This is a genomic window from Paenibacillus agri, assembly GCF_013359945.1.
GTDB classification, from domain to species: domain Bacteria; phylum Bacillota; class Bacilli; order Paenibacillales; family Paenibacillaceae; genus Paenibacillus_AQ; species Paenibacillus_AQ agri.
The window spans coordinates 125,858-152,329 of sequence record NZ_JABWCS010000221.1; the positions used below are offsets into that span (position 1 = coordinate 125,858).

The 26,472-nt window shown below is 47.7% G+C and carries 25 protein-coding genes and 1 riboswitch; of the genes, 16 read left to right on the top strand and 9 right to left on the bottom strand.

The features are described 5' to 3' along the window. Positions 1–90 precede the first annotated feature (90 nt). Together HPT30_RS27260 and HPT30_RS27265 are read left to right on the top strand one after the other, a co-directional pair. Positions 91–930, top strand: a complete 840-nt coding sequence (locus tag HPT30_RS27260; protein ID WP_175374418.1) for a helix-turn-helix domain-containing protein — start codon at positions 91–93, stop codon at positions 928–930. A 113-nt stretch (positions 931–1,043) separates the two neighbouring features. Next, positions 1,044–2,663, top strand: coding sequence for a carbohydrate-binding protein (locus HPT30_RS27265; protein ID WP_175374419.1), 1,620 nt, complete (start codon positions 1,044–1,046; stop codon positions 2,661–2,663). A gap of 237 nt (positions 2,664–2,900) precedes the next feature. On the opposite strand, the gene HPT30_RS27270 is transcribed toward HPT30_RS27265, so the two are convergent. Together HPT30_RS27270 and HPT30_RS27275 are read right to left on the bottom strand one after the other, a co-directional pair. After that, positions 2,901–3,377 (bottom strand): YbaK/EbsC family protein, encoded by a 477-nt coding sequence (locus HPT30_RS27270; protein WP_175374420.1) that lies wholly within the window; start codon positions 3,375–3,377, stop codon positions 2,901–2,903. Between the two features lie 16 nt (positions 3,378–3,393). Continuing rightward, positions 3,394–3,987: a LysE family transporter gene (locus HPT30_RS27275; RefSeq protein ID WP_175374421.1), complete on the bottom strand. Its 594-nt coding sequence runs from the start codon at positions 3,985–3,987 to the stop codon at positions 3,394–3,396. Positions 3,988–4,096: 109 nt separating this feature from the next. Here HPT30_RS27275 and HPT30_RS27280 point away from each other — a divergent pair, with 109 nt between their 5' ends. Continuing rightward, positions 4,097–4,981 (top strand): LysR family transcriptional regulator, encoded by an 885-nt coding sequence (locus HPT30_RS27280; RefSeq protein ID WP_175374422.1) that lies wholly within the window; start codon positions 4,097–4,099, stop codon positions 4,979–4,981. Positions 4,982–5,056: 75 nt separating this feature from the next. Here the strand turns inward: HPT30_RS27280 and HPT30_RS27285 are convergent, their stop codons facing one another. Beyond that, positions 5,057–5,938: a MetQ/NlpA family ABC transporter substrate-binding protein gene (locus tag HPT30_RS27285; RefSeq protein WP_175374423.1), complete on the bottom strand. Its 882-nt coding sequence runs from the start codon at positions 5,936–5,938 to the stop codon at positions 5,057–5,059. A 256-nt stretch (positions 5,939–6,194) separates the two neighbouring features. On the opposite strand from HPT30_RS27285, the gene HPT30_RS27290 reads away from it, so the two are divergent. From HPT30_RS27290 to HPT30_RS27330, 9 genes are all read left to right on the top strand, one after another. Beyond that, positions 6,195–7,547 (top strand): LLM class flavin-dependent oxidoreductase, encoded by a 1,353-nt coding sequence (locus HPT30_RS27290; protein ID WP_175374424.1) that lies wholly within the window; start codon positions 6,195–6,197, stop codon positions 7,545–7,547. A 78-nt stretch (positions 7,548–7,625) separates the two neighbouring features. Then, on the top strand, positions 7,626–8,294 hold the full coding sequence (locus tag HPT30_RS27295; protein ID WP_175374425.1) for an S-layer homology domain-containing protein: 669 nt from the start codon (positions 7,626–7,628) through the stop codon (positions 8,292–8,294). Between the two features lie 235 nt (positions 8,295–8,529). Continuing rightward, positions 8,530–9,246, top strand: a complete 717-nt coding sequence (locus tag HPT30_RS27300; RefSeq protein ID WP_175374426.1) for a cytochrome c biogenesis CcdA family protein — start codon at positions 8,530–8,532, stop codon at positions 9,244–9,246. 15 nt (positions 9,247–9,261) lie between these two features. Further along, a complete protein-coding gene (locus HPT30_RS27305) occupies positions 9,262–9,804 on the top strand; it encodes a TlpA family protein disulfide reductase (protein ID WP_246317481.1) in 543 nt (180 codons plus the stop codon). A 24-nt stretch (positions 9,805–9,828) separates the two neighbouring features. Continuing rightward, a complete protein-coding gene (gene msrB, locus HPT30_RS27310) occupies positions 9,829–10,950 on the top strand; it encodes a peptide-methionine (R)-S-oxide reductase MsrB (RefSeq protein WP_175374427.1) in 1,122 nt (373 codons plus the stop codon). Positions 10,951–10,971: 21 nt separating this feature from the next. After that, a complete protein-coding gene (locus tag HPT30_RS27315; RefSeq protein WP_175374428.1) occupies positions 10,972–11,751 on the top strand; it encodes a response regulator transcription factor in 780 nt (259 codons plus the stop codon). After that, entirely contained in the window at positions 11,751–13,481 is a 1,731-nt protein-coding gene (locus tag HPT30_RS27320; RefSeq protein WP_175374429.1) for a cache domain-containing sensor histidine kinase, read from the top strand. The genes HPT30_RS27315 and HPT30_RS27320 overlap by 1 nt, the downstream gene beginning before the upstream one ends. A gap of 25 nt (positions 13,482–13,506) precedes the next feature. Then, entirely contained in the window at positions 13,507–15,192 is a 1,686-nt protein-coding gene (locus HPT30_RS27325) for a methyl-accepting chemotaxis protein (protein WP_175374430.1), read from the top strand. A 209-nt stretch (positions 15,193–15,401) separates the two neighbouring features. After that, positions 15,402–16,328 (top strand): VanZ family protein, encoded by a 927-nt coding sequence (locus HPT30_RS27330; protein WP_175374431.1) that lies wholly within the window; start codon positions 15,402–15,404, stop codon positions 16,326–16,328. Positions 16,329–16,380: 52 nt separating this feature from the next. Here the strand turns inward: HPT30_RS27330 and HPT30_RS27335 are convergent, their stop codons facing one another. Next, positions 16,381–17,070, bottom strand: a complete 690-nt coding sequence (locus HPT30_RS27335; RefSeq protein ID WP_175374432.1) for a DUF7002 family protein — start codon at positions 17,068–17,070, stop codon at positions 16,381–16,383. A gap of 626 nt (positions 17,071–17,696) precedes the next feature. On the opposite strand from HPT30_RS27335, the gene HPT30_RS27340 reads away from it, so the two are divergent. Beyond that, positions 17,697–18,647: a divergent polysaccharide deacetylase family protein gene (locus tag HPT30_RS27340; protein ID WP_246317484.1), complete on the top strand. Its 951-nt coding sequence runs from the start codon at positions 17,697–17,699 to the stop codon at positions 18,645–18,647. Here the strand turns inward: HPT30_RS27340 and HPT30_RS27345 are convergent. Beyond that, entirely contained in the window at positions 18,634–19,380 is a 747-nt protein-coding gene (locus HPT30_RS27345; protein WP_246317485.1) for an N-acetylmuramoyl-L-alanine amidase family protein, read from the bottom strand. The genes HPT30_RS27340 and HPT30_RS27345 overlap by 14 nt on opposite strands. A gap of 188 nt (positions 19,381–19,568) precedes the next feature. Here HPT30_RS27345 and HPT30_RS27350 point away from each other — a divergent pair, with 188 nt between their 5' ends. After that, positions 19,569–19,790, top strand: a complete 222-nt coding sequence (locus HPT30_RS27350) for a YqzE family protein (RefSeq protein ID WP_175374433.1) — start codon at positions 19,569–19,571, stop codon at positions 19,788–19,790. Positions 19,791–19,912: 122 nt separating this feature from the next. Here HPT30_RS27350 and HPT30_RS27355 read toward each other — a convergent pair whose 3' ends face one another. The 3 genes from HPT30_RS27355 to HPT30_RS27365 form a co-directional block, all read right to left on the bottom strand. After that, on the bottom strand, positions 19,913–20,935 hold the full coding sequence (locus HPT30_RS27355) for a hypothetical protein (protein WP_175374434.1): 1,023 nt from the start codon (positions 20,933–20,935) through the stop codon (positions 19,913–19,915). Between the two features lie 138 nt (positions 20,936–21,073). Continuing rightward, positions 21,074–22,141 carry a YqhG family protein gene (locus HPT30_RS27360; protein WP_175374435.1) on the bottom strand — a complete coding sequence of 356 codons (1,068 nt, stop codon included), beginning with the start codon at positions 22,139–22,141 and terminating at the stop codon, positions 21,074–21,076. Continuing rightward, on the bottom strand, positions 22,138–23,883 hold the full coding sequence (locus HPT30_RS27365; RefSeq protein WP_175374436.1) for a DEAD/DEAH box helicase: 1,746 nt from the start codon (positions 23,881–23,883) through the stop codon (positions 22,138–22,140). Before HPT30_RS27365 ends, HPT30_RS27360 begins: the two co-directional genes overlap by 4 nt. Before the next feature lie 221 nt (positions 23,884–24,104). Between HPT30_RS27365 and HPT30_RS27370 the strand changes: the two genes are divergently transcribed. Both HPT30_RS27370 and HPT30_RS27375 read left to right on the top strand, forming a co-directional pair. After that, positions 24,105–24,737, top strand: coding sequence for a hypothetical protein (locus tag HPT30_RS27370; protein ID WP_175374437.1), 633 nt, complete (start codon positions 24,105–24,107; stop codon positions 24,735–24,737). A gap of 288 nt (positions 24,738–25,025) precedes the next feature. Then, positions 25,026–25,162: riboswitch (cyclic di-AMP (ydaO/yuaA leader) on the top strand. 4 nt (positions 25,163–25,166) lie between these two features. Continuing rightward, entirely contained in the window at positions 25,167–25,640 is a 474-nt protein-coding gene (locus HPT30_RS27375; protein ID WP_175374811.1) for a C40 family peptidase, read from the top strand. 83 nt (positions 25,641–25,723) lie between these two features. On the opposite strand, the gene HPT30_RS27380 is transcribed toward HPT30_RS27375, so the two are convergent. Beyond that, a complete protein-coding gene (locus HPT30_RS27380) occupies positions 25,724–26,452 on the bottom strand; it encodes an SDR family oxidoreductase (RefSeq protein ID WP_175374438.1) in 729 nt (242 codons plus the stop codon). Positions 26,453–26,472 lie beyond the last annotated feature (20 nt).

Below are 26,472 nucleotides of genomic sequence, written 5' to 3' on the forward strand. Positions count from 1 at the left end.
TCTTTTTTTGTGCTATATTAACATAGGATTTAACAGGAGATTGAAGAACAGGCCGTTGGCCGGAGTTGACATCATATGAGGTGAGAAGAATTGACACAAGCGACCCTTTTAAAAGCCGAAACGCTGATTGACCCCCAGGTACAGTCCACTTTTCATATTGAATATTCGATTAAGCACACCACACCGCTGCACTATCATGATTATTATGAAATTTTCATTATCACAGAAGGTAGATGCGTACATCATATTAATGGCGAGGCACAGGTTCTGGAGCCTAACACGATGGTGTTCATCCGCCCGGACGACATGCACTGGTATGATTTTTATGAGGAGAGTGACTGCCAATTCATTAATGTTAACTTTTATAAAGAAGTGGTGGAGGATGCTTTTCATTATTTTGAAAATTCCGTCTTTGCCGGGAAGCTGAAAGGCTTGAAGATGCCGCCTTATGTCATTCTGCCGTCTTTCGATATGGAGACGCTCGTCCAGAAGAGCAAGCTGATTCATCTGTATACGAGCATAAATAAGCAGAGGGCCAGGATTTTAGCGCGCAGTTTTCTGACGGATGCGTTGACCTACTACTTTTTCAATGATCAGGATCAGAACCAGAAAGAGATCCCGCAGTGGCTGAATGCACTTCTTATGGACATGCAGAAAAAAGAAAATTTCACAGGCGGTCTGAGCCGCTTGAATGAAATATCCGATCATAGTGTTGGCCATATCAACCGCGTATTCAAGCAATATCTCCACACGACACCGACCGCGTACATCAATCAATTGAGGCTCGGTTATGCCAAAAATCTTTTGCTCACCACTAATCTGACGATTCTGGAAATCTCCTATGAAGCCGGCTTTGACAATCTTAGTCACTTCTATCATTTGTTCAAAATACATTATGGCGCTTCCCCGGGGAAGATTCGTTCCCGTTAGGAAGCTCAGTGCGATTTCTGTATCATATATAAATTTAATAATGCATAAAAATTAATTGGCCGCTCTGCGTAACTACTCCAAGCGAACTTCAAAAAAGAAATGGAGGTAGGGAAATGTCCAAAGTAACACAATCGAATACATTGTTAACCCGGTTTTTTGCTATCTGTATGAGTTTCATATTCATAAGTTCTTTTTTCAGTTATGGTGCCAAAGCCGCAGAAGCCAGTCCGCAATTTAAAGTCCTAGCTTTTTACAACGGAACTTGGGACGCAGCCCATATAAGCTTTGTAAATGAAGCAAACAGAAGATTTCCCGAGTTTGCCAGTCAGTACAATTTTTCATACGAATCGACGAACGATTGGAGTAAATTAAATACGTCTAATCTTTCCCAGTACAAGGTTGTCATTTTTTTAGATGATGTACCCCCTGCTGCCCAAAGACCCGCATTTGAGCAATATATGAGAAATGGCGGTGGATGGCTGGGTTTTCATGTAAGTGCTTTCACCACAAACCCATCTTCATGGAACTGGTACTATAACGAATTTTTGGGGTCGGGAGCCTTTAGATCAAACACGTGGTTCCCAACGCCAGCTACCTTACGCCTTGAGAACAGTACCCATCCTGCTACCAGTAATATGCCTGCAACATTCAAAACCCCTGCAAGCGAATGGTATAGCTGGTCGGTTGATCTGCGCACCAAACCCAATATTGATATCTTGTATTCTGTCGATCCTGTGAGTTTTCCTCTTGGCACGGATCCCAACCAATCTTGGTACAGTGGTTATTATCCTATAGTGTGGTCCAATAAAAATTATAAAATGATGTATGCCAATATGGGCCATAATGATATGAACTATGCCAATAACACAGCGAAATCCTATACTTTTTCTGATGAGACGCAGAATAAACTTATTATTAATGCTCTTTTATGGATGGGTGGCGGTCAACAGCCTAGCACGTCCTTTAGTGTGCCGAGTACGATAGAAGCTGAGAATTATTCCAGCATGTCTGGAGTACAAACCCAGAATACTACGGATACAGGCGGTGGCCTAAATGTTGGCTGGATCGATCCCGGCGATTGGGTGAACTATCCCGTCAATGTCGCTTCCTCTAATACGTATAAAGTAAGTTACAGGGTAGCCAGTCCAAATGGAGGCGGCACCATTCAAGCTGAGAATGGTACTACAGGTCAGGTATTTGGTTCTGCCCAAGTCCCTGCTACAGGCGGTTGGCAGACCTGGACCACAATTTCCCATGATGTTAATCTTTCCGCCGGAGAGCAGCTTTTAAAATTATCATTTCCCTCTGGAGGGTTTAATCTTAACTGGATTAAAGTCGAGGAGAAAACACCGAGTATAAGAATTGAGGCAGAGAATTACATCGAAAGTAATGGCGTTCAGAAGCAAGACACAACAGACGTTGGTGGAGGGCAAAATGTGGGATGGATCGATCCTGGTGACTGGATGACTTATTCAACGCCAACTCCCCTTTCTCCGGGGACTTACACTATCAGCTATAGGGTAGCTAGCCCCAATGGCAGTCAAATTCAATTTGAACGGGCTGGAGGCGGAGCAATATTCGGCACCATTACAGTCCCGGCAACGGGAGGATGGCAGACCTGGACCACCATCTCGCATGATGTCGTACTTTCATCTACAGAACAGCAAATTGCTTTATCTTTTCCAACTTTAGGCGGCTTAAATGTGAATTGGTTTACGATTACTAAGAAGTAATAGGTTGTTTAAGCACAATGCTCCTATTTGCTGTTAAAACTATTTTATCCGGTGGTTAGAAACAGCGTTTAATCTAGGCGGTAGGCCTAATGAAGATTTTGGATATGCTTATCCTTGATGAGCCGACTTCCAACAAGCCTCCAAACCGGCACTGAAGCGGGATGGAGGCTTCTATTTTTTTGAAGTATAAAAAGTTATGGCGTGTTCTTGCGGCTATAATGGGCTTTGTTTATTGTTTTACTTGCTCTCTACTTGCTTCGCAATATCCACCCACTCGGTAGCATGGCCATGGGTGAAAAGTTCATCAGGCGTCAGCTCAACTACGCTGGTGGGACTGCCGCATGCCGGGAACAGCGTATCAAAGCGTTTAACTGAGACATCGATATACACAGGAATGTGATCCGCGACAGCGAAGGGACAGACACCGCCAACCCGCTGATCCAGTTGTTCCTCCACTTCGGATGCCGTAAGCATCCTAGCCTTCATACCAAAGTAATGACGGAACTTCTTATTGTCGATACCCACGTCACCGGCCATTACGATCAGCATGCAACCCTCATCTTTTCTGATACTTAGTGTCTTGGCAATTCGGGCGGGCACAACACCAATGGTATTAGCCGCTTCCTCAACCGTTGCACATGAACTGTCAAAATGCTTGATTCGACCGGTCATTCCCTGTTCTTCAAAATACGTAACAATCTTCTCATAGGACATTATTTCGGACTCCTTCTCAATCTAGCAGTAGATTAATAGCACTATAAACTAGCAATAACGCCATAATTACATTGACCACTCGCCAGTAGTTGTTAATGACATTATGAAGCAGCACGCCAGCGATAACCCATACATGTGTTGCCCCGTTACCGATTGCAGCCGACAAGAGGATAAAGCCGGCAATTGCAGGATACGAGGAATAATAGGGGAGAATGTAAGCGATGAAAACGGTCAGCCCCCATAATATTATTTTCACATTTACGAATTGCAAAATAAAGCCGCGCAAAAAGGATGACGAGCCTGATTCCTGATCTTCATTCTTTGCAGGTTTACTTGTGATCGTACGGAAGGCGAGGTACAAGATATACATACTGCCGACATATTTTAAATAGATCAGGATGCGAGGCAGATATCTTCCCAAGATTACGCTGAAGAAGCCGCAAAGGATCATCACTGCCAGAAAGCCAGTATAAATTCCGAGCAGCAGCGGCTTGCTTTTTTTCAACCCATAAGTACTGACTTCATTTAATGCGAGAATGTTGTTAGGTCCTGGCGAAAGAGCTGTCGTTATTGCATATGCGAAAAAAGAGATCCATAGTGTAATATTCAATTGAAAAGCACCTCCTTTTACGTTACGATAGCATAAATCGATATTTTAATATAATTGAAACAATGAATAATAAAATTCGATTCTATTGAACTGAAAGAAGGATATTCTCATGGAATTGAAATATTTGTACACAGTGAAAACCATTTTAGAAGCTGGAAGCTTTCAAAATGCCGCCCGGCAGCTAAACTATACACAGTCTACGATTACCTTTCAGATGCAGCAGCTTGAACAGGAACTAAACGTCAAGATCTTTGAAAAGATAGGACGGAAGATGGTACTGACGCAAGCCGGAAAAGAGATTTTGCCGCTGATCGATAACATCATTAAGTCTACTGAACAGATTAGTAACTATGGTAAAAGCACACTTGAAATTAGCGGTGACCTGAATGTTGCTATTCCTGAATCTCTATTGATCTATAAATTCCAGCCTCTTCTAAAAGCTTTTAAAGAGCAGGCTCCGCGTGTGAAGTTATCCCTGCAAGCCCTAAACTGCTATGTCATTAAAGACAAAATCGTAAGCGGGGGAGCTGATCTGGGGATACATTATGATGTAGGGGGGAGTTCTGCCTCTGTAATGAACAGATCTTTGTCTGCACATGACCTGGTGTTGATCGCTTCACCGCTGCTGGTCGAAGATCAGCATAACTTTACGGCGAAGAATCAGGTTAAAGCAGTCAGCATGATCGTTAATGATCCAAGCAGCATTTTTCAGCAAAAATTCGATCAGTATATTAAAGACAAGAACATTGTAATGGACAACATCATTGAGGTCGGGAGCATTGAAGCAACGAAGCGCTGTGTAAGCAGTAATTTAGGAGTAGCCTATTTACCACGCTTTGCAGTGGAAGAAGAGCTAAGGAATCAATCTCTTATTGAACTGCCGACAGCGCTTGAATCTGAACGTATCACAGCGATCTGCTCCCATCATAAGAATAAGTGGCTTAGCCCAGCGATGGAGTTGTTTGTATCTTTGTTGGAAGAACATTTGGTATAGAAATGGCGTCTGAGGACAAAAGAAAAAGGATCAAAATATCTGGAAATCAGATACTTTGATCCTTTTTACGTTATGCTATTTCTTTCCGTATTCTTTATTAAATGTTTCTACAACATCATCAATGGTACGAGTGACAGGGATGAAGTTTCCTTCATATCTTTGCTGAATATACTCTTTGACCTTGTCAGAGTGAAGTACGGTGTTCAACTTCTTGAAGGCCTCTGCTTTGTCTTTTAGAATATCCTCTTTCGTTGCCACTACGTTAACATAGGCACTCTCTTCTTCATTCTCATGGAATAGGGAGGTATCCAGCTTGTATCCTGCCTCAAGAGCTACACCATTATTAATAATGGCTGCGTCAACGTCATCCAGCACTCTTGGAAGCATACCGCTTTGCGCTGTAATAATGTCGAGCTTATGAGGGTTCTCTGCAATTTGATCCACCCCGCCCTTGGCAAGGTCGAAGTCCTCTGGGAGCTTAATAAGTTTGGCTGTTTCGAGCAGCTTCAAGGCCCGGACCAGATTGGACTGATCGTTCGGGATCGCAATCTTGGCGCCGTCTTTAATCTCATCTACATTCTTAATTTTCTTGGAGTAGATGCCGAGGGGGGCAATAATCGTCGTATCCGCGGCCACCAGAGAAGAATTGTGAATGCCGTTCCAGCTTGTCAGATAAGCGATATGCTGGAAGGCGTTGGCTTCGAGGTCTCCATCGGCGAGCGATTGGTTCATATCTACCTGACCAGATAGGGTGACGACCTCAATCTTCAATCCCTCTTCTTTGGCTTGATCCCGAACAAAGTTCCACAAATCGCTCTGAATATCTGTCGTTCCTATTTTCAGTGAAGCTTCACCGGCAGTGCCTGTCTCTTTGCTACTGCACGCAGATACCAGCAAAACTGCCAATACCATAGATCCTGTTAATAAAAGCCGACCCCATTTTGATTTCTTACTCATCTGTAAAGACCCTCCTAAAGTTAAATGAAAAATAATGATGCTTAATTCCTAGTAAACACATGAGAATTATTAAAATCATACCAGCTTTACTTCGAATGTCAATCCTTAGTTGCTCAATAGAGGAATTGATTTCCACTGCAATCTAATGTATCATAAATTCAAATTAAAACTGAGTATACCAATTTATTAACTATGTTTAACAGGTTCTTTTTTCCATCTGCAATCATTCAGGTCTATTACGGAGAGGATGAAATCCATGTCTGACGCTAGACAAATTAAAATCGGTTTATATATTGTCGGAACCGGCATGCATATCGGTTCGTGGCGGCTGCCGCAAGCACAAGCGGATGCCAGTATCGATGTAGGCTTTTATAAAAAAATCGCCCAGGAAGCCGAAAGAGGCCTGTTTGATGCGGCCTTTATCGCTGACAGTTTGGCTGTTGACGAGAATTCACATTCACAAATACTAAATAGATTTGACCCTACTGTCCTGATTACTGCTATTGCGGGTGCAACTAGCCATATCGGGGTTGTAGCCACTGCTTCCACCACCTATAACGAGCCCTATAATTTAGCCCGGCAATTCGCTTCGGTCGATATCATTAGTGGAGGGAGAGCTGGATGGAATGTGGTGACCACCGCTGATGCGACTGGACTTACTGCACTTAACTTCAGCCGGAAGGAGCATCTCCTTCATGATGACCGGTACAAGATTGCAGAGGAATTCATCGATGTAGTGAAGGGCTTATGGGATTCATGGGAAGAGGATGCTTTTATCCGCAACAAGGAAACTGGCGAATTTTATAATCCGGAGAAGGTGCATCTGCTCAATTATGAAGGCGAGTTCTTCCAAGTTAGGGGGCCGCTCAATATTGGACGCACTCCACAGGGTCATCCGGTGCTATTCCAGGCAGGCTCCTCCAATCCGGGGCAAGAGCTGGCTGCAAGAACGGCTGAGGTGGTATTCAGTCACAAGAAATCGTTTGAAGAAGCCAAAGACTTCTACAAAGAATTGAAAGGTAGGATGTCCAAATATGGACGGAGGGAGGATGAGCTGCTTATTCTGCAGGGCATTTCTCCGATTATCGGGCGTACGGAAGCTGAGGCAGCAGAGAAGGCGGCGCTATTGGACTCTACGGTTATACAGGAGCAGGCACTGCGATTCTTGTCCGGCTATGTGGGGAATGTTGATCTGACTGCCTACAGTCTGGATACCCCTGCATCACAGGTGGCTTGGCGGGAAGTGAACAGCATCCAGAGTGATTTTGATAGAATTCAAAAAATCATTCGTGAAGAGGACCTGACCATCGGCGAGCTTTACTCTAAAATCAGCAATGTGTCATCGGATGATTCCCTGCGTGGTACACCGGAGCAAGTGGCGGATACGCTGACGTATTGGTTTGAAAATGGCGCCGCCGACGGATTTATATTCGTTCCACCTGCACTACCGGACAGCCTGACTGACTTTGTCGAGCTAGTCGTACCGATACTTCAGGAACGGGGCATCTACCGGACGGAATATGACAGTACAACCTTGCGGGGCCATTTGGGACTCTCTGTTCCGGTCAACCGCTATGCAAAACAGCCATTGCCTGCAAGCCAGATTTAATAGCTCCGGGCTGCAACATTATATGCTAACACTCGTCTATGGGGATGTAACATCCCAATTACTGGCGAGGTGACAACAATGATGAACAAAAAAATTGCAATGCTGGGGGCTGCAGCTATACTTACCCTCACGATTACTGGACAAAGCTTTGCCGCCGGGGTGGCATTTACCGATCTTGCAAATATCCCGGCCAAGGATAAGATCATCTCTTTGCAGCAAAAGGGCTACATACAGGGTGTTAGCAGTGATCGCTTTGATCCTAAGGGCACACTGACTGCAGCTCAGGGAATTCAGCTTCTTGTTAATGCCTTTGATTTGAATATTGATCTGTTGCGATTTATCAAAGAGCCGCATGCGACTGATTATTTCCCTAAAGCAAATGATGCTGCGTGGTATGCCAATACTCTGATCATTGCGGCCAACAACAACATTGACCTGTCCAAAGATCTGGACCCCGGAGCAGCATGGACCAAGGAAGAGTTCACCCACCATTTGATTCTGGCCATGGGGACGAGCAGCATTCTGCAGATGATCAAAATCAAGCCGATGGAATTTGGCGACCAGGGCCAGCTTAGCACTGCATTTGACGGGTCCGTTCAGCTTGCACTTGTGCTTGGAATTGCCAAGCTGGATCAGAACAACAATTTCAAGCCGCAGGAGAAGATCACACGCGCCGAAGCTGCGGAACTCGTATACAACGCGCTGGCGTACATTGAGGAACACCCTGCGCCAGCGCAGGGTTCTTAAGTCGGGATGCTGGACAAGCGACTTAACTATTCGCCCCCCATCATAAGCTAATACAGCAGAAGACCACTTATCCTTCATCGGATGAGTGGTCTTCTTGCGTGTTAGATGGGCAATGCTTGTAGCAACACATGATTATTTTATAGAAAATGCTGATCAGCTTGGATGTTATATCTGGATAGATTAACCTACACTAGAAGTACGGCTAGAATGGAGTTTCTGTTAGGAGGCGAAAGTGGTGACGGAGTCGATTTATTTTGGAAGTGTGTTTACTGCGGGTGTACTGTCGTTCTTTTCCCCTTGTATATTACCGTTACTGCCTGTGTATCTTGCCTACCTCGGCAGTTCAGAGCAAGGCAGCGGCCAAGAAGGGGCTTGGAAGCTGGGGAAGATGACAATCTCGCCACTGCTTATAGGTAGAACCTTGATGTTTATTCTGGGGCTTTCGGCAGTTTTCGTCCTGCTTGGTTTCGGGGCAGGCGCGCTTGGCGGAGTCCTGGGGAGTTCGTATTTCATTACAGTCTGCGGCATCGTCGTTATCCTCTTTGGGATCTACCAGACGGGCGTGATCAGGCTTTCTTTTCTGGAAAAGGAAAAGCGCATAGACGCTGATTTACAGCATAAAAAAGGATTCGGGGGCGCCTTTCTGCTCGGGTTCACGTTCAGCTTTGGCTGGACTCCTTGTATCGGTCCTGTGCTTGCGGCTGTGCTGGGTCTTTCGGCAAGCGGCGGCTCGGCGGGCGCGGGAGGGATGTATATGCTGATCTATACCCTGGGCTTGGCGTTACCGTTTCTGGTCATGGCTATATTCTCCAGCCTGCTGTTAACGAAGGTGCGTCGGATTTATAAGCATATGCGCGTATTGAAGGCCATCTCAGGCATCGTATTAATTGTGATGGGACTGCTGCTGGTTAGCAATAAGCTGAACCTGATTACAACCTATTTTCAAGTGTAGAAGGAGGAAGGCGTCATGAAAAAGATGAAGACATGGGTCTGGGTCGCAATAGCTGCCCTACTAGTGATAGGCGCGATTGGTATTTATGGTAGAGAGGGTGTCACTTCAGCATCGGTAGCTGGAGGGGCAGTGAACAAGGGGCAGCCTGCACCAGCGTTCACGCTTAAAGATTTGCAGGGAAATGAAGTGTCCTTAGCTGATTTCAAAGGGCAGAAGGTATATGTGAAATTCTGGGCGTCCTGGTGCCCTATTTGCCTGGCTGGGCTGGATGAACTGGATCAGCTGTCGAGTGAGCAGCATGACTATAAGGTGCTGACGATCGTCAGTCCTGGATACAATGGGGAACAATCGGCTGCTGATTTTACAAACTGGTTCTCCAAAAGAGGGTACAACCATATTCAGGTGCTGTTGGATGACGGAGGTACTTTGACTCGTAAATTTGGCGTGAGAGGATATCCCTCTTCTTATTATATCGGTTCGGATGGCATTCTGGTCAAAAGCGCACCCGGACATAACACCAATGAAGTGATTGCCGAGACATTTCAATCCATACATTAAAACAGAAGGATACGGGAGGGAATTATGAAACGACTAGGACTGATAGGTTCAATGCTGCTATTGCTGGTACTAAGTGCTTGCACACCGTATAATTTAATCACTGAAGGAGCGGGAGGGATTGCTTCCGCAGGCGGGGGCACAGCGACGACAGCTTCTCTGCCGAATCCGAACAAGGAAGTGGATTACTCAGGGAGTGAACTGCGCGATATTTATTTTGCCGGCGGGTGCTTCTGGGGCATCGAAGCTTACATGGCCCGGGTATACGGGGTTAGCGATGCTGTGTCCGGCTATGCCAACGGTACCGGAGAGAATCCTTCTTATGAAGATGTTGTCCGCGGGGACAGGGGGTTCGCTGAGACGGTCAAGGTCACCTATGATCCGAAGCGGGTGAGTCTCGAACAGCTTATCGCTGCGTTCTTCAAGGTCATCGACCCGACAAGTGTCAATAAGCAAGGCAATGATCAGGGAATTCAATACCGGACTGGGATTTATTCGAGCAATGCTGCGGATCTGACCGTGATTAAGGATGCTATCGCGAAGGAACAGCTGAAATATGACAAGAAAATCGTTACCGAAGCACTGCCGCTAAGCAACTTCTATTTGGCAGAAGAGTATCACCAGGATTATCTGGAGAAGAATCCGAACGGGTACTGTCACATTGATCTGAGCGTGGTGCAAGATGTGAATATCCACATTGATGCCGCTAAATATCCTAAGCCAAGCAATGAGGAACTGAAAAAGAAGCTGACCAAGATCCAGTATCAGGTAGCCGTATTAGCCGATACTGAGCATGCGTACTCCAATGAGTATTGGGATCAATTTGAGCCAGGCATCTACGTAGATGTCACAACAGGTGAGCCGCTGTTCGCCAGTGCTGATAAATATGATGCCGGCTGTGGCTGGCCGAGCTTCACCAAGCCAATTATTCCGGAGGTAGTAACCTACGACGAGGACCACAGCTTTGGCATGACCCGTACAGAGGTACGGAGCCGGGCAGGCGATATTCATCTGGGTCATGTTTTCGATGATGGACCGGCAGACAAGGGCGGCAAACGCTACTGTATCAACAGTGCCTCCATCCGTTTCGTTCCGCTGGCAGACATGGATAAGGAAGGGTATGGAGATCTGATTGTTGTCGCTAAATGAGGATGAAGGAGTCTAAAGGTTATGTATAAGCTGCTGCTTGTTGAAGACGAGGATCTGGTAAGAAACGGCATCAAGCGTTTCGTCCCTTTCGATGAACTTCATATTGGTGAAATCTATGAAGCCGCGAGCGGAGACGAAGGATTGCGGATTTTTGAGGAGCAGCTCCCGGATCTTGTGTTGCTGGATATTAACATGCCGCGCATGAACGGACTGGACTTTGCGACAAGAATCAAGGTGCTGAAGCCGGATGTCAAGATTGCGGTGATTACCGGTTATGATTATTACGACTATGCGGTAACTGCTTTGAAGATCGGGATCGATGATTATGTACTGAAGCCCGTCTCTAGAAAAGATGTGTTCGAGGTCTTGAGCAAACTGGTGAATAAACTTAAGAATGAGGGTCAGCAGACTGAACTGCTGACCCTTCTCAAGGATATGCAGTCGCGGACAGGCGGAACCGTGCCGGTCAGTGAACCGGAAGGTGAAAAACAGCATGTGGCTCAGGTGATTGAGAGCAACCTCGCAAATCCGGAGTTCTCGCTAACCGCATTAGCGGAGCAGATGGGCTTCAGTTCAGGCTATATGAGTACATTGTTCAAAAAGCTGTTCAAGGTGTCTTTTCAGGACTATATCGTATCCCTCAGGCTGGAACGGGCCAAGCTGCAGCTACTGGCTTCAGATAAAAAGGTGTACGAAATTTCCGCGGACGCAGGGTTCGATAACCCGAACTATTTCAGTTCTTCTTTCAAGAAGAAATTTGGCATGTCGCCCCTGCAATACCGTGAAAGGATCAAAGAGTAATGAAACCCTTCTTTCGCTCGTTACAATTTCGGATTCTGTGGATTTACATTCTGATAAGCATTCTGACGGTCGGGATTACGGGCAGTGTTCTTTATGTCGGTATATCCAGAGTGGTGATGAACCAGTCCGTAGAATCCAGTCAGATGGCGATTGCCAAGGGCGGCACGTATGTGGAGATGTATATTGACCGTCTCAACGTGCTGTCCACGATGCTCGCCCGCAATCCCGAGACCCTCCGGACGCTGGCAGAAAAGAATAAAACCGGGGAGCGGGATGTCCTTCAGTTCATCCAGAATGTACTGATTTCGGACCCGTTTATTCAGTCGGTGATCGTGATCGGCAAGGATGGCTATGTATTATCTAATGAACAAAAATTGAATATGAGACGTTCGTCGGATATGATGGAAGAGCCATGGTACGTAGCTGCCATACATAGTAACATTCCTGCGCTTACCTCTGCACGGATGCAGAAGTTCTCTATGGACAAGGATAACTGGGTGATTTCCTTGAGTCAGGAGGTCAAAGATGAGCGTGGACAGAATCTTGGAGTAGTGCTGCTGGACATCAAATACAAGGGACTTGAGGACTATCTCAACGGCTTGGAGCTAGGCAGCAAAGGGTATGCTTTTATCATCAACAGCAAGCATGAAATGGTCTATCATAAGGACGTTTCGTATTTTGTGGACAGCGACAAGCAGAAGCAGCTGATTGCCATGAGTCAGCAGGCCCAGGGATATGATCTGAAGGAGAACCGTCTAGTCTACCAGACCCATCTGAAGGGGACAGATTGGACGCTGGTAGGCGTCAGTTCTTTGGACGGATTGCAGCAGATTCGCATGCAGCTGATGAAATCGTTTATTATGGTTGGCGCAGCACTGCTGCTGCTTATCTTGGTAACGTCGCCTTGGATTGCGAAGAGCATGACCCGGCCGATCCACCGGCTGGAGCAGGCGATGCAGCAGGTCGAGAGTGGACTACTGGCCATCAGTGTGCCTGAGACCGGTGTTACAGAGGTGCAGGGACTTGCCCGGCACTTCAACTCTATGGTACTGGAGATCCGTCAACTGCTGAAGGATATTGAGACCAAGGAGAGATCGCTGCGTCTGCATGAGCTCAGTGTGCTGCACAGCCAGATTAACCCGCATTTTCTATATAATACGCTGGATACGATTGTATGGATGGCGGAGTTTCAGGATACCGAGCGGGTCATATCAACGACGAAGGCGCTCGCCGAGTTCTTCCAGCTGTCACTGAGCGGTGGTGAAGAATTCACGACGATTGAAAAAGAGATGGCGCATGTCTCCAAGTATTTGATCATCCAGAAAGAACGGTATGGCGACAAATTGTCATACGAGCTGGGATATGATCCCGCTTTGTCGGATCTGGTCATTCCCAAAATCATTTTGCAGCCGATGGTTGAAAATGCGATTTACCATGGCATACGAGAGAAAAACGGACCGGGATCTCTTGAGATCAGCTGTGGCAGGACAGTCGAAGGCAGCGTACAGTTTATCATTAAGGATGACGGAGCAGGCTTTGATCCTGCCATTCTTGAAGCCGGCACTGAGGCTTCAAGGCAAGAGCCGGTACCACAGGTACGATCCAAGCTGGGCGGAATCGGCATTCACAACGTGGATGAACGTCTCAAGCTATATTACGGGCAGAATTACGGAGTTACGATCACTTCCGCGCCCGGACAAGGGACCGAAGTCAAAATCGTTATCCCCTGACCCGCAACTCGGAAGGGAGAGAACAATGATGGACAATTCACAGATAAACGAACCAATGACTGACAGTACAAACCAGAAGATCAAGCTTCCGTTCTGGAATCTGCCCCGTAAGCTTAACCTCATGCTGCTGATTATGTTCGTCATGATGGTTACAATCATTATTACTGCTGTGCATTTACAGAACCGGAATTTGGTTATTGATGAAAATACGGAGCAGGCGCAGATGATGGTCAAGACCTTCGGTGCAGCGATCCAGACTAACGATGATAGTCTGCAGAACTACCTGGAGCAGCAGGTGCGGATGCAGCCGGAAATTGTATCCATGAAAATCTATGAGGCAGCGGAAGGCGGAAAGGTCATTGCTGCCAAGGATGGTTCGCTAGTGGGTCAGGCAATCACGCCAGAAGCGCTGCAAACCTTAAGTGATAACCGGGAGCAGAGCTTTTACAAGGATGAACAGCTACAATTTATCGCCCCCGTACATATTGATAGTAAAACTGCTTATGTGGTGGATGTCGTATTTTCCTTAACACGGGAACTGAAATCAACGGACAAGCTATTGTTCAATACTTCGATCATTGGTCTGATCCTGTTGGCTTTATTCGGGTCTATCCAGTACTTTTTAATTCACCTGAAAATCTCTAAGCCGATCCGTGACGTTATGGAGCTGGCGACGGAGATTTCTCGCGGCAATCTACGGATCAAAATTCCTGTGCAGCGGCGTAAGGATGAGATCGGCCTTCTGTATCAGACTTTTGGCCAAATGACTGAGAGCCTGACACATCTGATCGGTAGCGTACGGTTCGGAACCGGGCAGGTTAGCAGGGCGGTGGACCGGCTGGTGGTAAACGCGGAAACAACCGAAGCAGCTGCGCAGGAGATTGCATCTAGTATTCAAGAGTTGTATGACGGCAGCAACTTGCAATTGCAGCTGTCACAGGACAATGCTGATGCTATGGAGGAGGCAGCCGGGGGCATTCAGCGCATTGCAGATTCATCCCAGAGTGTCGCTGATATCAGCGAAGAAGCAACGTCACTGGCTCAGCAAGGTGATACTTCGCTCGAAGAGACGGTTCATCAGATGGGACGGATCAAGTCTACCGTGAATCAGTTGAACGAAGTGCTGCATAACTTGACTGATAAAACCAAAAGAATTGACGAGATCCTCCAGATTATCCGGCAAATCTCTTCCCAGACCAATCTGCTCGCATTGAACGCAGCCATTGAGGCAGCGAGAGCCGGTGAATCTGGCCGGGGATTTGCCGTAGTGGCCGGAGAAATCCGCAAGCTCTCGGAGCAAACGGGCCTGTCGGCTGAGGAAATCTCCGGGCTGGTTCATACGCTGCAGACGGAGTCTGAAGCTGCCTTGAACTCCATGGGGGCGGTGAATGATGAAGTTACCGGCGGAATGCAATTGACAGAGGAAGCTGGAGTCATTCTCAAGAATATACGGGGTAAAATAGAGGCCGTATTCAACCGCATTCAGGAGGTATCCGCTGCCTCCCAGGAAATTTCTGCAGGAACGGAAGAAGCGACAGCTTCGATCGTGCAGATGACCGAGATTGCCCGGCAGTCATCCGAGAAGACATACTTATCTTCCGAAAGCGTCAAGAGCCAGATGAACCAGGTCAATGAAATGAAAGAAATGTCCGACCAGGTCAAGGTACTCTTAAGTAATCTTAAAGATACGGAAGCGGCATTTGTAATTTGATATGTGGCCATTGGCAAATGGCTGCAGTACTAGTAAGCAGCGAGTCTTCTTGTATAGAGGAGATTCGCTGCTTTTTGTTTATAATGGAATATTTTACAAATCAAAGGGAGCCAGTTATGATAAGAGTTAGAAGGCGCTTGTGAAAATAGGAGCATATTTTACTTGGGAGGTATGTGTAAATGGAACTCATCCAGAGGAGAAACAGCATAGTGAAAGTAGCTTTCTATCTTTTATTTGCCGGGTATGCTGTGATAGCCATCAACCTTATCCTATTCAAGACGATCCCTGTAACAGCAATTTTCAGCACACCTGGTTTTGCTTTGCGAAGTGTGAACCTCATTCCCTATCACATAATTACAACTTACTTCAGCGATGATTCTATAGGGTTAAAACGACTGCTGGAGAATACTTTGGGTAACATTGCCCTGTTTATTCCTTTGGGGGTTTTCGTATCTTACATGGGTGTAATACGCTCTTTTCGGTTCAAGGTTGGCATCTTGGTGGCCACGGCAGTATCGCTTGAGGTCATCCAGTATGTGTTGGCACTCGGCAGCAGCGATATCGACGATGTTCTGCTGAATCTACTCGGAGGGCTGCTTGGGATTGCTGTGTATAAAAGGATCGAGCGGAGGGCGCGGTCGAGAGAGCAGGTACTGAATGCCGTCGTTGTCTTTTTCCTTGTAACGGGGATTGGGGGTATAGCGGTGATTGGGATTGTGGATCGCAATCTCCTGCCGTTCGGTAATCAGAAGGTTGAATATATAGATGAGAACAAAGGAATTATGGCGGGACTGGATGAGAGCACAAGTGACCTGTTCGGTGATCTGAAGGCGGCGGGGCAAAGTACCATCACAGTCTATCAGAACCCTAAGTATATAACTACTGTATCAATATCGGAAACGGTGACTCCAGCCAGTGAGTTGTATACCGATATCTCCCTGAATGCCGCAACAAAATTTTTTATCAGACATATAAGTTCAGTGAAAAATCAACTGATCTCCAGATATGAGGAAGGTTCTGCGGTAGATCTGGCTTCTTTGATGGGACAAAAAGGCACCGCTCTTACGGTCAGAGTATGGTTGTCCGATGATGATGTTCAGATCGCTAGAGCTGTGCTGGTGAGTGTGACGGATTGAGGATAGAATTGGAGCTAATTGCAGTGAGATTGCGAGATCGTCGCAGTAGCTATCATTTATTGTCTTCACGTAGTTCCGCTAAAGTTTCGGTCAAGGCTCTCCACTGTTGTGGGACCAGCGACTCTGCTGTGCAATATACAGTCTGCAAGTATTTGCTGAGCGGTATTAATGGACCTTTGACCAGAATTTCTTTGATCTCGGAGGGCTTACCCGGGACAAAAGTGGCTGTTGATTGCCTGAAGCGATTGAGTGGGAGAAACATTTCGCAGGACTTCCGGTAGGACATCCGGTGGGGATACCGCGGAGAGCTCCCGGAATCATATTTGGACAGCGCAATGATGTCAAAATGATCCGTCAGTAGTGCAGCAGCATCCAGTTGGAGAATGGCAAAGGATTCATCAGGCTCCCGGCGGGAATACATACCGAGCATCGCCAGGCAATCGCGTTTAGTAGGCCAGAGGAATACATGACGGTCGAGACAGGTTCTAAATTGCTCCGGAGAAGTGTTAGGGTCCATTGCCTCGCCGGTAATGCGCAAATGAGCGTTCAGAACTACCGCTTGCTCATTGAACAGGGTGGTATGTTTCTCTCTGCGGCGCATGCCTTCCGATAGCTGAGGCGCAATAACGGATGGCGGGTACAGGGCATCGAAATGGGCGATGGCTTGCAGATTGGAGGCCCTGGTGAAGTGATATAACGACCGTCTGAGCGGGCTTTTGGTGATGTCGGCAACAATGTCCATGGAATTAGATTCTCCAATATAGGGGATCGGTATGCTTGAAGCAGTATTCATTATAATGCATATTTGTGAGGAATTATCTTTAAGCTTCATTGAGGATACATTTTTATAGTTCTTTATTGAGCTTTTCTTTTCTGTGTCTGCTTACGAGATCCATAATGAAACTTACAAGTACTATAATAATAGATTGGAATAAAGGCTTAACCATGCTTGCGTCATCATAAATAAAATAGGCAAATATAAAATTAGCTATAAAAATAAACAGATATCCGAGAATTGTGACCATCCCCTTTCCAAGTGATTAATTTTTGTTTATTTTCAATATTAAGGTAAAAAATAATCAAATTCAATTGTATTATATAGCGCATTAAACAACACAGCGTAAATTATCGCAAATGATGCAGACTTTTAAAATAACAGCATACTTGTACCCTAAGGAACAAAATGAACCTTTGGTTTACAAGAATTTCACCCCTTTAGGTGTTTTCCCGTTATCAAAGTCTCTCTTAAGCTCGACCGTGATCCTTCTCAAGGCGAATGTTAATTATTGCGCAGATTCACTTCTACATAATTGCCCTCCAAACTTCAAACAATGAGAACACAATCCAAAGTGAGAAGGAGATGAGGGCATGAGGAAATATCAATGGCATCATCGGCTCATGACCGGGGGGAGAACCATAGCTGTACTGCTGTCCGCCGGATGCCTGGCGATATCCGGGAGCTATACAGCAGCAGAAGCCGTGAACAGTGAGGGGGTCCAGACCACGGCTGGTGTCGTTGCTGATGTCAATGGACAACCGAAGGCTTCGTTGAACGGTCCAAAAAGCACTGTACCAACGGGCAATGAGGCGAAGGGGAAGGGTACACGTCAGACCCGCAGCCGGGTAGCCATCATTATTGATGATTTCGGCAACGGCATGAAGGGAACAGACGAAATCTTTTCCCTGCCGATTAAGCTCACTGTGGCGGTGATGCCGTTCCTGCCTACCTCCCAGCAGGACGCAAAACGTGCTCATGAGCGGGGAGACGATGTGCTGGTCCATCTGCCGATGGAGCCAAAGAGCGGCAGACCGGAGTGGTTGGGCCCAGGAGCAGTGCTGGCGAAGATGACCGACGCGGAAGTGCGGCAGAAAGTCGAGGCGGCGCTGGAAAATGTACCTTATGCTATAGGCATCAACAATCATATGGGTTCAAAAGTGACGGGAGATCCCCGGATCATGGGTATTATATTGGCTGTCTGCAAGGAGCGTGGACTATTCTTCGTGGACAGCAAGACTAATTACCGTTCTGTGGTGGGCCAGGTTGCACAAGAGATCGGTTTGCCCCGTGTGGAGAACCATATTTTTCTTGATGATGTTCATACCGCAAGCCATGTGCGGAAGCAAATGCGTCTTGTGCAGGAGCGGGCGCTGAATCAGCATTACTGCGTAACCATCGGACATGTCGGTGTGCAAGGCAAAAATACCGCAGCGGGGATTCGCGGCGGCATTGAAGACATGAAGAACACGGTCGACTTCATCGGGATCTCCGATCTTGTAAAAGAAGAATGGAAGTGGGCTCCCAAGCCTACACTTCCATAAGATAAGCGGCAATGCCGTTCGCTACAGCTTCGGCAATCTCCTGCTGGCCCGCAGGGCTGCACAATTTCGCCCGGTCCGTTGGACTGCTGATAAAACCCGCCTCGACGATTACCGTTGTGGCGGTTATTTTATTGAGCAGATAAAAGGGCTTGCCTGGTCTTGAATCCGTCTGCGTGCCATACAGATGGTTCAACTGGCTCTGGATCGACTTGGCGAGCATGAAGCTGCGCCCTTCCTGGCGATATAGCACCAGCGGTCCATGCTTGGACGGGGAAGAAGCCCAGTTGATATGGATGCTGACGACAATGTTGGCGGGCAGCGTCTCGGCCAGCTCTTTGCGCTGGGCCAGATCGCGCAGATGACGGGAGGAGCTACGCAGCCAGTGGTTCTCTTCACTGGGCGCATAGTCGCCGTTACGGTTCAGAATCGCATCAAAACCATCGCTGCGCAGCAGCAGGAACAGTTTGCGGGAGATATCCAGGGTTATATCTTTTTCGAGAATTTTCCCATGGGAGGTACCGCCATCCACACCCCCGTGCCCGGCATCGATCAGGATCATCCGGTGGCCATGGCCCAGCATGTGGTGCTGCTCATCATTATGCTGCTGCTCCTGCGTGGAATGCACCGGTTCGGCTCCGGCATAGCCTGGGGTCAGCAGCAGCATTCCAACTACCCAGCAGAGACTGATCCGGCGCAGGAAACTGGAGGAGCCTGGCCTGATGGTCAACTTCATCTAAACACGCCTCCTTACTCTGAAATGGGAAAAAGATCTGGGAGTGGTTACACTGTTAGATTGTGCCGCTACAGGCAAACCTATACGAACCTCTTCCCCAGGGTTTAGTTTTTCTGATGAAGGAGCACACTATAGCTATAATGAAGTGTCCATCAGATCAAGGATAAACAGTGCAGGAGGTGGCCAATATGGCTTCAGGCGGCGATGAGCTGGTGAAGTATATCACCGAGAAAATAGTCGTATTTATCGAGGACCCGCGCAGCAGCATCCGTTCCCATAAGGAAATGGCGAAGCAGCCGTGGTCTGAGAAGTGGTTCGGTATGATCCCTATGGGTTGGTCTATTTGGAGGGGAAACTGGCCACGAAAGGAAAAGGACTCCGTATCCTCCCTTAACGGGCATGATGCTTAGCCTAGTTCTGGCTCCGCCCATATTACAGCAAATAACCTTCCTTAAGCCAGAAAAGGCGCAGGAAGGTTATTTGTCATGTTCTCATGTTCAGATATCCTCATGATCACACCATCATAATGCTTCTAATTGAATGACGCTGTACGATTGCCGGGTAACTTATGAAGCGTGCCGCTCTGGATCAATACGGACAGCGGCAAGTAACGTTTGCCTCCTGCCCCTGTAGCTGCGTATAGAACCGTCTTGGCGTCCGCAGTTTTCTCTGTCGGCAGCCAGCTCTGGTAGCCTGTAATCGTAAAGGGCGCTCCGAACAGTTCATTGCGGCCCGCTGCCTGAAAGACAAGGCTTACGCCGGGAGCAATCTCAGCAGTAAAGCTGTCCGCATCCTTGACAGCCAGCTTGGGCGATGTCAGCCATAGTAAATCGGCATAAGGGTCGTCTGTTCCTCCGGTCCGGTAAGCAGTATGAGGGACGGTAGCCTTTTTACTGGTTACATCCTCTACACTGACTGTTGTATTCTTGAGTGCGTTATCCGCCTGGCTTAGCGTCCAGGGCAGGATCTGTGGTGCAGCGGCATCGATAAAAAGCAGTTTGCCGTCAATCTTTAATTTCCATACTGGCAGAAGGGGGGCATACAACGCTGTAAGTTCCAGAGTACCCGAATAAGTGGAAGATATAAGTCCTTGCTGCACCAGTAACCGGTGCAGTTCGCTCAAGCTGTAGGGGAGACCATAGGTTCCGGCTCCATATTCACTCAGTACATAACCTCCATCCTTTGCGGCGGAGATAATCATATAACCGATTCGCTGCTTGCCATTCATCACATTGACGAGCCAGCCATGCGTTCCGGGACCCAGTGGGTAATATTGAGGCTTTGCACTTGCCCATTCCTTGAAAGGGGCCTGCTCAGAGAGCTTCTCGATATTCGATTGGGCGAAGTCTTCCAAGGTGACAGGGGCGGAAGCCTCCTGAAACCGGAAGATGGGCGGTACCTCCTGTGAGACAGCCTGTACAACGCTTATTCGGCCACCAGTCGCAGCGAGCTGCGTTGGGAAACCAAAGCTTGCTGCTGCCAGTACCAGGCATAACAACAGCAGGAGGGAAGCTGGGAGCCTGCGGCGGCGTCCCCGCTGGACGAATATTTTCATATCACCGATCACCTTTCTTCTCCATGGGCTTACTGATATTGTAAAGGACAAGCTGTAAAAAGAGTGTTGCAAGCTGTCGCGGACGGCTGCGGGAATTCCGCTGTTTTTTTGCCTGCTTTTAGCGAGCCGGGTCGCATTCTATGTCTTCCGCAAATGAAACAGTCCATAGGTGACCGCAGAAACTGCAATTTGCGGTTCATATTGCCATGAGGTTTCCTGCCGGCGCCGGGCATATTGCTCCTCGATCTCTTTACGCTTCTCTTCATCCGGTTCCTTGAGCAATTCTTCGTAATAGACGTCGATTATAGCCAGCTCCAGCCGCAATCGTTCACGGGCTTCTTCCGCCCAGCTATAATCCAGCTCCGCAAGACGAGCGGTAAGACTAGCCTCGAGCTGTTCCGCGCCTGCCGTCACCGACATTTCAAGCGGCTGAACATGGACATTCTCTGGGAGGCGCGGGGTCAGCTTGAGTGGTGACAGCTTGCTTCCAAATTCATAGGTGATGACACCTGTGACCAAAGAGATTCCCATAAAATGCAGCTCCTCACGCTTCAGGTCACATGACATCTCCACCTTGTAATAGACTCCAAGCCATGGCTCATAGGCTGCTGAGAACAGGGTTGTCCGCTGGCGACTCCCAGGATCTTCGAACAGGTAGAGGCATTTCCCTTCCTCGCGTGCAGCTTCCCAGATCTGGCGCAGCCGTTTGCTGCCATAGATAACATCCTCGCGCCTGATCATGCCGGGGCCTATCCGGGGCAGCGCGGGTACAACGCCGAAGTAGCGGGACAAAATACTGTCCTGCGGATTGCCAGGAGGGGCGGGAGACCCTACAGAGCCTGCGGAAATGATGCCCCCAGGTTCTGTGGCCGCTTCTATTTCCACAGGCTTGCTGGCTATTCCATTGCCGGTGTCGGCCCTCATTAACCCCGGATTACCTAATCCTGAACTCCGGGGTACCAAGGCGGCTTCAGCCTGACTGTCATACTGCTCAGGGTTGAACACGAACGTGAATGACAGTGTCTCTGGCTCAACTCCGGTACGTTCTACGAAGCCCCAATAATAGGGACGATCCGTGAGCATCTGATCTGCACGGGGAGAGAGCTTGACTGTTACATGCAGGGGAGAGGTCTCAATAATCGAGCAGTCTGTGGCCTCAAGATAATCCATAACCTGCTTGCGCACTTGCTGTGGGGAGAGGGTCATATGATTGTCTCACTTTCCTTCTTGATGCGGGTATTCAATTGACTTAGAGACTCACCAATATGGTTAAGACCACTGCGCAGCTGCTCCTCGTCTTGCGATTCCAGCATGATCTTGTACAGGCTCTTCTCCAGCGATTCCTTCTTCTCGAACTTTTCCAGAATGACATCGAGTCCGCCGATGACCATCTCGAACATATTAATCTTCTCATGCAGCAGATGCAGGATATGCTCTTCAATGGTGCCTTGGGTCGACAGATTATAGATGATCACGTCATTTTGCTGCCCCAGCCTGTGAACACGCCCGATCCGCTGCTCTACCCGCATGGGATTCCATGGCAGATCGAAGTTGATCATATGGTGGCAGAATTGCAGATTGATGCCCTCGCCGCCGGCTTCTGTGGCAATCATCACCTGGGCGCGGCCGCGGAACAGATCCATCATCCAGTCTTTTTTGCCACGATTCATGCCCCCGGAATAGGTAACGCATTGCAGTCCGCCTTCCCGGAAGTATTGCAGCAGATATTCCTGAGTGGCCCGGTATTCGGTGAACACAATCACCTTTTCGTTCATTTCACGGATCAGCGACAGAGTCTTTTCTGCCTTGGTATTCGCTTTTACCGTACGAATTGTCTGAAGCAGCTCCATCATCCGGTCACGCTTAGGGGAATCCTCAGGCAATTTCTTGATCAGGTTCACCAAGGTGATAAAGACGGCATCCCGGCTGCTGCATACCTCCCGCTGTAGAGTGACAAGAGAGAGCATGCTGCTGAGATTTCCGCCAGCCTCTTGATACTGTTCTTTGACAAAGGCAGTAACCCCGTCATAGAGTCGCTTCTCTTCTTCTGACAGTGTCAGGGGGATGTTGCGGACTTTGCGTTTCGTAAAATTGACCGGCCCCTCTCCGCGGCGGTTGCGGATCATTAGCTTGGACAGCTCCCCGCGGAGCTGTTCCTCGTTCTTGGGCTGGCGCTTATCGACAACAAAGTTGGTGGCAAAATCACCTTGATTCCCTAGTTGTCCCGGCTTCAGCAAAGTAATGAGATTGAACAGCTCGCCGAGGTCGTTCTGCACAGGGGTGGCGGTAAGCAGGAGGCAATATTTTTTACGCAGCTGCTGTACGAACTGGTAATTGGTTGACTTCTTATTCTTGAGCTTATGGGCCTCGTCAATAATCAGCATGTCGTACTCGTTGTTCATCAGTACTTCTTTATGCGGATCACGTTTGGCGGTGTCCAGAGAAGCGACGACAATGTCGTTACCCCAGGAATAGGCTTTCTTCTGAGCAATGGCAGAAATGCCGAATTTGGCGTTCAACTCCCGAACCCATTGCAGCACTAAGGAGGCCGGAACGAGAATCAGTACCTTGGACACGAGTCCACGTACGAGATACTCCTTGAGGATCAGCCCGGCTTCGATCGTCTTGCCAAGTCCAACCTCATCGGCGAGAATGGCCCGACCCGACATTTGGAATAGCACCTTATGTGCTGTATCGATTTGGTGGGGAAGCGGGGAGAGGCCGGACAAATGCTTCATACATTGCAATTCGTCGAAGCTACTAACCAGACCCGCTTCTTCGCCCTGCACGGCCAGCTGTGACAATCGCCAGTCGCCCCAGGGTCCGCCTTTATCAAGCTTTGACTCCAAATCCTGTAGCCAGTTCCGGTTGAAAGAAAGAGGAACAGGCAGCACAGGCGCAGGCTGACTCGCCCCAGCGGGCAGAGAATTACGGAATAATTGCGTCATACGGCATTCTCCTCTCGCAGTGATTCATATTGAATGTGTAAGAGTAGTATGCGCGTAAAAGAGAGGATTCATAACCCGGGGAGAGTAAAAGCGGGAGCTGACCGTCGAAGCAAGCGTAGCTGAATTGGTGAGGGAGAGAACAAAGAAATTTTCGGCTCATATGTACTTTTCTTTGTTATAGTTATATTTAATTTCAAATAATTGTTAGTTGGAGGTCTGTAATGAGCCATATCAGAGGAATGATCTTGGAAGGGTTTTCTCATGCAGGAAAAACATCTGTTTTAAAAGCTCTAAAGCTACTTCAAGCACAAGAAGAATCATCGGAGCGCAGTATTATTGTCTTGAGTGAACACTATTCCCAAGTATTAAACAATGTTCATGGAGAATTTAAACGCTTAAGTCGTGATGAACATCTACATATATTAAAAGAACGGGTTAGCATGCTACGACAATTAAATGAGTGGGCAACTTATTTAGGTCCAGAGGCATCCCGGGCATCTAGAGGTATATTTTTTATATTGGAAAGATTCCATTTGAATCACAGGGTGGCCTTCCCCTCCGACTCCTTGTATGAAATTGAATCACTTGAAAATGAATTGCTCCACCTTGGTGCTACATGTGTATTATTAACGGTCTCCCCCGGCAACGTAGAGCAAAGAATGCAAAGTCGAACACCTCACGAATGGACAAGCAAATCAAGAGAAGAGATCAGAAAGTCAGCCGATGAATTTATACAAACCCAATCAGAACTGCGTAAACAATCTAGTTTATCAATTCTACCAACGATAGAAATAAATACTGACAATAAGGATTGGAATGCATATGCAAACAAAATAATGAATTTATTGAACTAACATTCAATTCGGATCATGATCCGAATACCGGGATTCAACCCCAGTTACCCGCAGTGATTACAAGAATGTTACCAGTTATTCATCTGCGTATTCATGTACTCCTGCGGGACTGATAGAGGAAGAATTGCTAGAAAAAGCAGGGTCGATCGCCTGAAAAATAAGCGATAAATAGCAGTATAAACTATGAATATGTAGAAAGAATGTGGAGTCAAATAAAGTTATGAATCTATCAAATGGCATTGACAGGAGGGGGACATCTATACTACTATACAAATAGTTACAAAATATTAATCAATGTTGCCGAATTTCAATCGTTGAAAACGGGGGAACCACATCTGGGTGAATTATTCCTGAAAGCAAGGGAATATAGGGAAACCTTTAACCGAACCCTCAGCTAACTCCGTAGGCATTTGAAGGGAGAATCACGGTCTGAAGAAGTTTATTGTTTCTGTACTTGGAGCCGCTATTCTATTAACTGCAGCAGCACCAGCCGCGTTTGCCAGTGACGTTAAGATCGAGAATGAAGTGAACCAACTTCTTGGTACTCCTTATGTATGGGGAGGCACAACAGTAGCGGGTTTTGATTGTTCCGGATTTATTTTATACATACTTAATAAGTTCAATGCGGGAGATCTTCCGCGCACCTCGCAGTCCCAAGCTAAAGCGGGAACAGCTGTAGCTAAAGAAGATCTTCGTGTCGGAGATTTAGTATTTTTCAATACCCTCGGTAACGGGATCTCTCATGCAGGTATTTATATCGGTGATGGCGAGTTCGCTCATTCTTCTAGCAGCAAGGGCGTTCGCATCAGCAAATTGTCGGAATCGTATTATGCTGATCGTTATGTTACCGCACGCCGTGTCGTGAGTGAGACAAGCTATCTGGCCATGACTGGACAGAAATAATTCAGAAATACATAGAAGGTGTCCCGAATTGACCAGCTTGCTGGCTGTCCGGGGCACCTTTTGTTTTAGAGTATGCTAGGAGATTAGCGTAAAATATAGCCGCCGTCCGGGAACAGGGTGCTGCCGGTGGTGTATCCGTTCGTCATCAGATATACGACGGTATGTGCGGCTTCTGCAGCTGTGCCGATCCGGCCGAGCAGGTTGATTTTGGCATAGGCGTCATAGGATTCATCCCGAACCGCTTGTTCGGCGCCTTCCCAGTTAAATTCTGTATGAATCGTCCCTGGGGAAATGACATTGACCCGAATAGGGGCCAGCTCCACCGCAAGTGCTTTACCCAGACTTTCGATGGCTCCATTGCAGGCAGCGTAGGAAGCACCATCTGAGAGCGGTCTTTGCCCAAAGGCACCAGACATCAGTACGACCGAGCCATTCGGGCGCATCTGCGGGGCACCATATTTTACAGCATTGTATTGTGGCCAGAATTTAGCGTCAAAGCAGCTGCGGGCAACCTCCGCACTTGACGTGATCGGACCTCTGACATAGCTGGCTCCAGGCGTGAACAGATGATCGAACGGACCCACTTGCTCGAAAAAGGATTTCAGCTGTTCCTCATCTTTGTTGTCCAAAGTATATATTTCTACGGAGTCTGCGCCCAGTTTTTCCTGTGCCAGTTCCAGTTTGTCCAAGGACCGACCTGCCAGAACGACGGATGCACCTTGTTCCACCGCTTGTTTGGCCGTTGCGAGGCCAATCCCGGAGCTTCCTCCTATAATAACGACCCGCTGATTTTGTAGAGTAAGAGTTGACATGATAGGTTGTTCTCCTTTGT

Coding starts and splice junctions, on each gene's coding strand:
- HPT30_RS27265 (WP_175374419.1), top strand. CDS start 1,044: ATGTCCAAAGTAACACAATCGAATACATTGTTAACCCGGTTTTTTGCT.
- HPT30_RS27270 (WP_175374420.1), bottom strand. CDS start 3,377: ATGTCCTATGAGAAGATTGTTACGTATTTTGAAGAACAGGGAATGACC.
- HPT30_RS27280 (WP_175374422.1), top strand. CDS start 4,097: ATGGAATTGAAATATTTGTACACAGTGAAAACCATTTTAGAAGCTGGA.
- HPT30_RS27285 (WP_175374423.1), bottom strand. CDS start 5,938: ATGAGTAAGAAATCAAAATGGGGTCGGCTTTTATTAACAGGATCTATG.
- HPT30_RS27290 (WP_175374424.1), top strand. CDS start 6,195: ATGTCTGACGCTAGACAAATTAAAATCGGTTTATATATTGTCGGAACC.
- HPT30_RS27295 (WP_175374425.1), top strand. CDS start 7,626: ATGATGAACAAAAAAATTGCAATGCTGGGGGCTGCAGCTATACTTACC.
- HPT30_RS27305 (WP_246317481.1), top strand. CDS start 9,262: ATGAAAAAGATGAAGACATGGGTCTGGGTCGCAATAGCTGCCCTACTA.
- msrB (WP_175374427.1), top strand. CDS start 9,829: ATGAAACGACTAGGACTGATAGGTTCAATGCTGCTATTGCTGGTACTA.
- HPT30_RS27315 (WP_175374428.1), top strand. CDS start 10,972: ATGTATAAGCTGCTGCTTGTTGAAGACGAGGATCTGGTAAGAAACGGC.
- HPT30_RS27320 (WP_175374429.1), top strand. CDS start 11,751: ATGAAACCCTTCTTTCGCTCGTTACAATTTCGGATTCTGTGGATTTAC.
- HPT30_RS27325 (WP_175374430.1), top strand. CDS start 13,507: ATGATGGACAATTCACAGATAAACGAACCAATGACTGACAGTACAAAC.
- HPT30_RS27335 (WP_175374432.1), bottom strand. CDS start 17,070: ATGGACATTGTTGCCGACATCACCAAAAGCCCGCTCAGACGGTCGTTA.
- HPT30_RS27340 (WP_246317484.1), top strand. CDS start 17,697: ATGAGGAAATATCAATGGCATCATCGGCTCATGACCGGGGGGAGAACC.
- HPT30_RS27345 (WP_246317485.1), bottom strand. CDS start 19,380: ATGAAGTTGACCATCAGGCCAGGCTCCTCCAGTTTCCTGCGCCGGATC.
- HPT30_RS27350 (WP_175374433.1), top strand. CDS start 19,569: ATGGCTTCAGGCGGCGATGAGCTGGTGAAGTATATCACCGAGAAAATA.
- HPT30_RS27355 (WP_175374434.1), bottom strand. CDS start 20,935: ATGAAAATATTCGTCCAGCGGGGACGCCGCCGCAGGCTCCCAGCTTCC.
- HPT30_RS27360 (WP_175374435.1), bottom strand. CDS start 22,141: ATGACCCTCTCCCCACAGCAAGTGCGCAAGCAGGTTATGGATTATCTT.
- HPT30_RS27365 (WP_175374436.1), bottom strand. CDS start 23,883: ATGACGCAATTATTCCGTAATTCTCTGCCCGCTGGGGCGAGTCAGCCT.
- HPT30_RS27370 (WP_175374437.1), top strand. CDS start 24,105: ATGAGCCATATCAGAGGAATGATCTTGGAAGGGTTTTCTCATGCAGGA.
- HPT30_RS27380 (WP_175374438.1), bottom strand. CDS start 26,452: ATGTCAACTCTTACTCTACAAAATCAGCGGGTCGTTATTATAGGAGGA.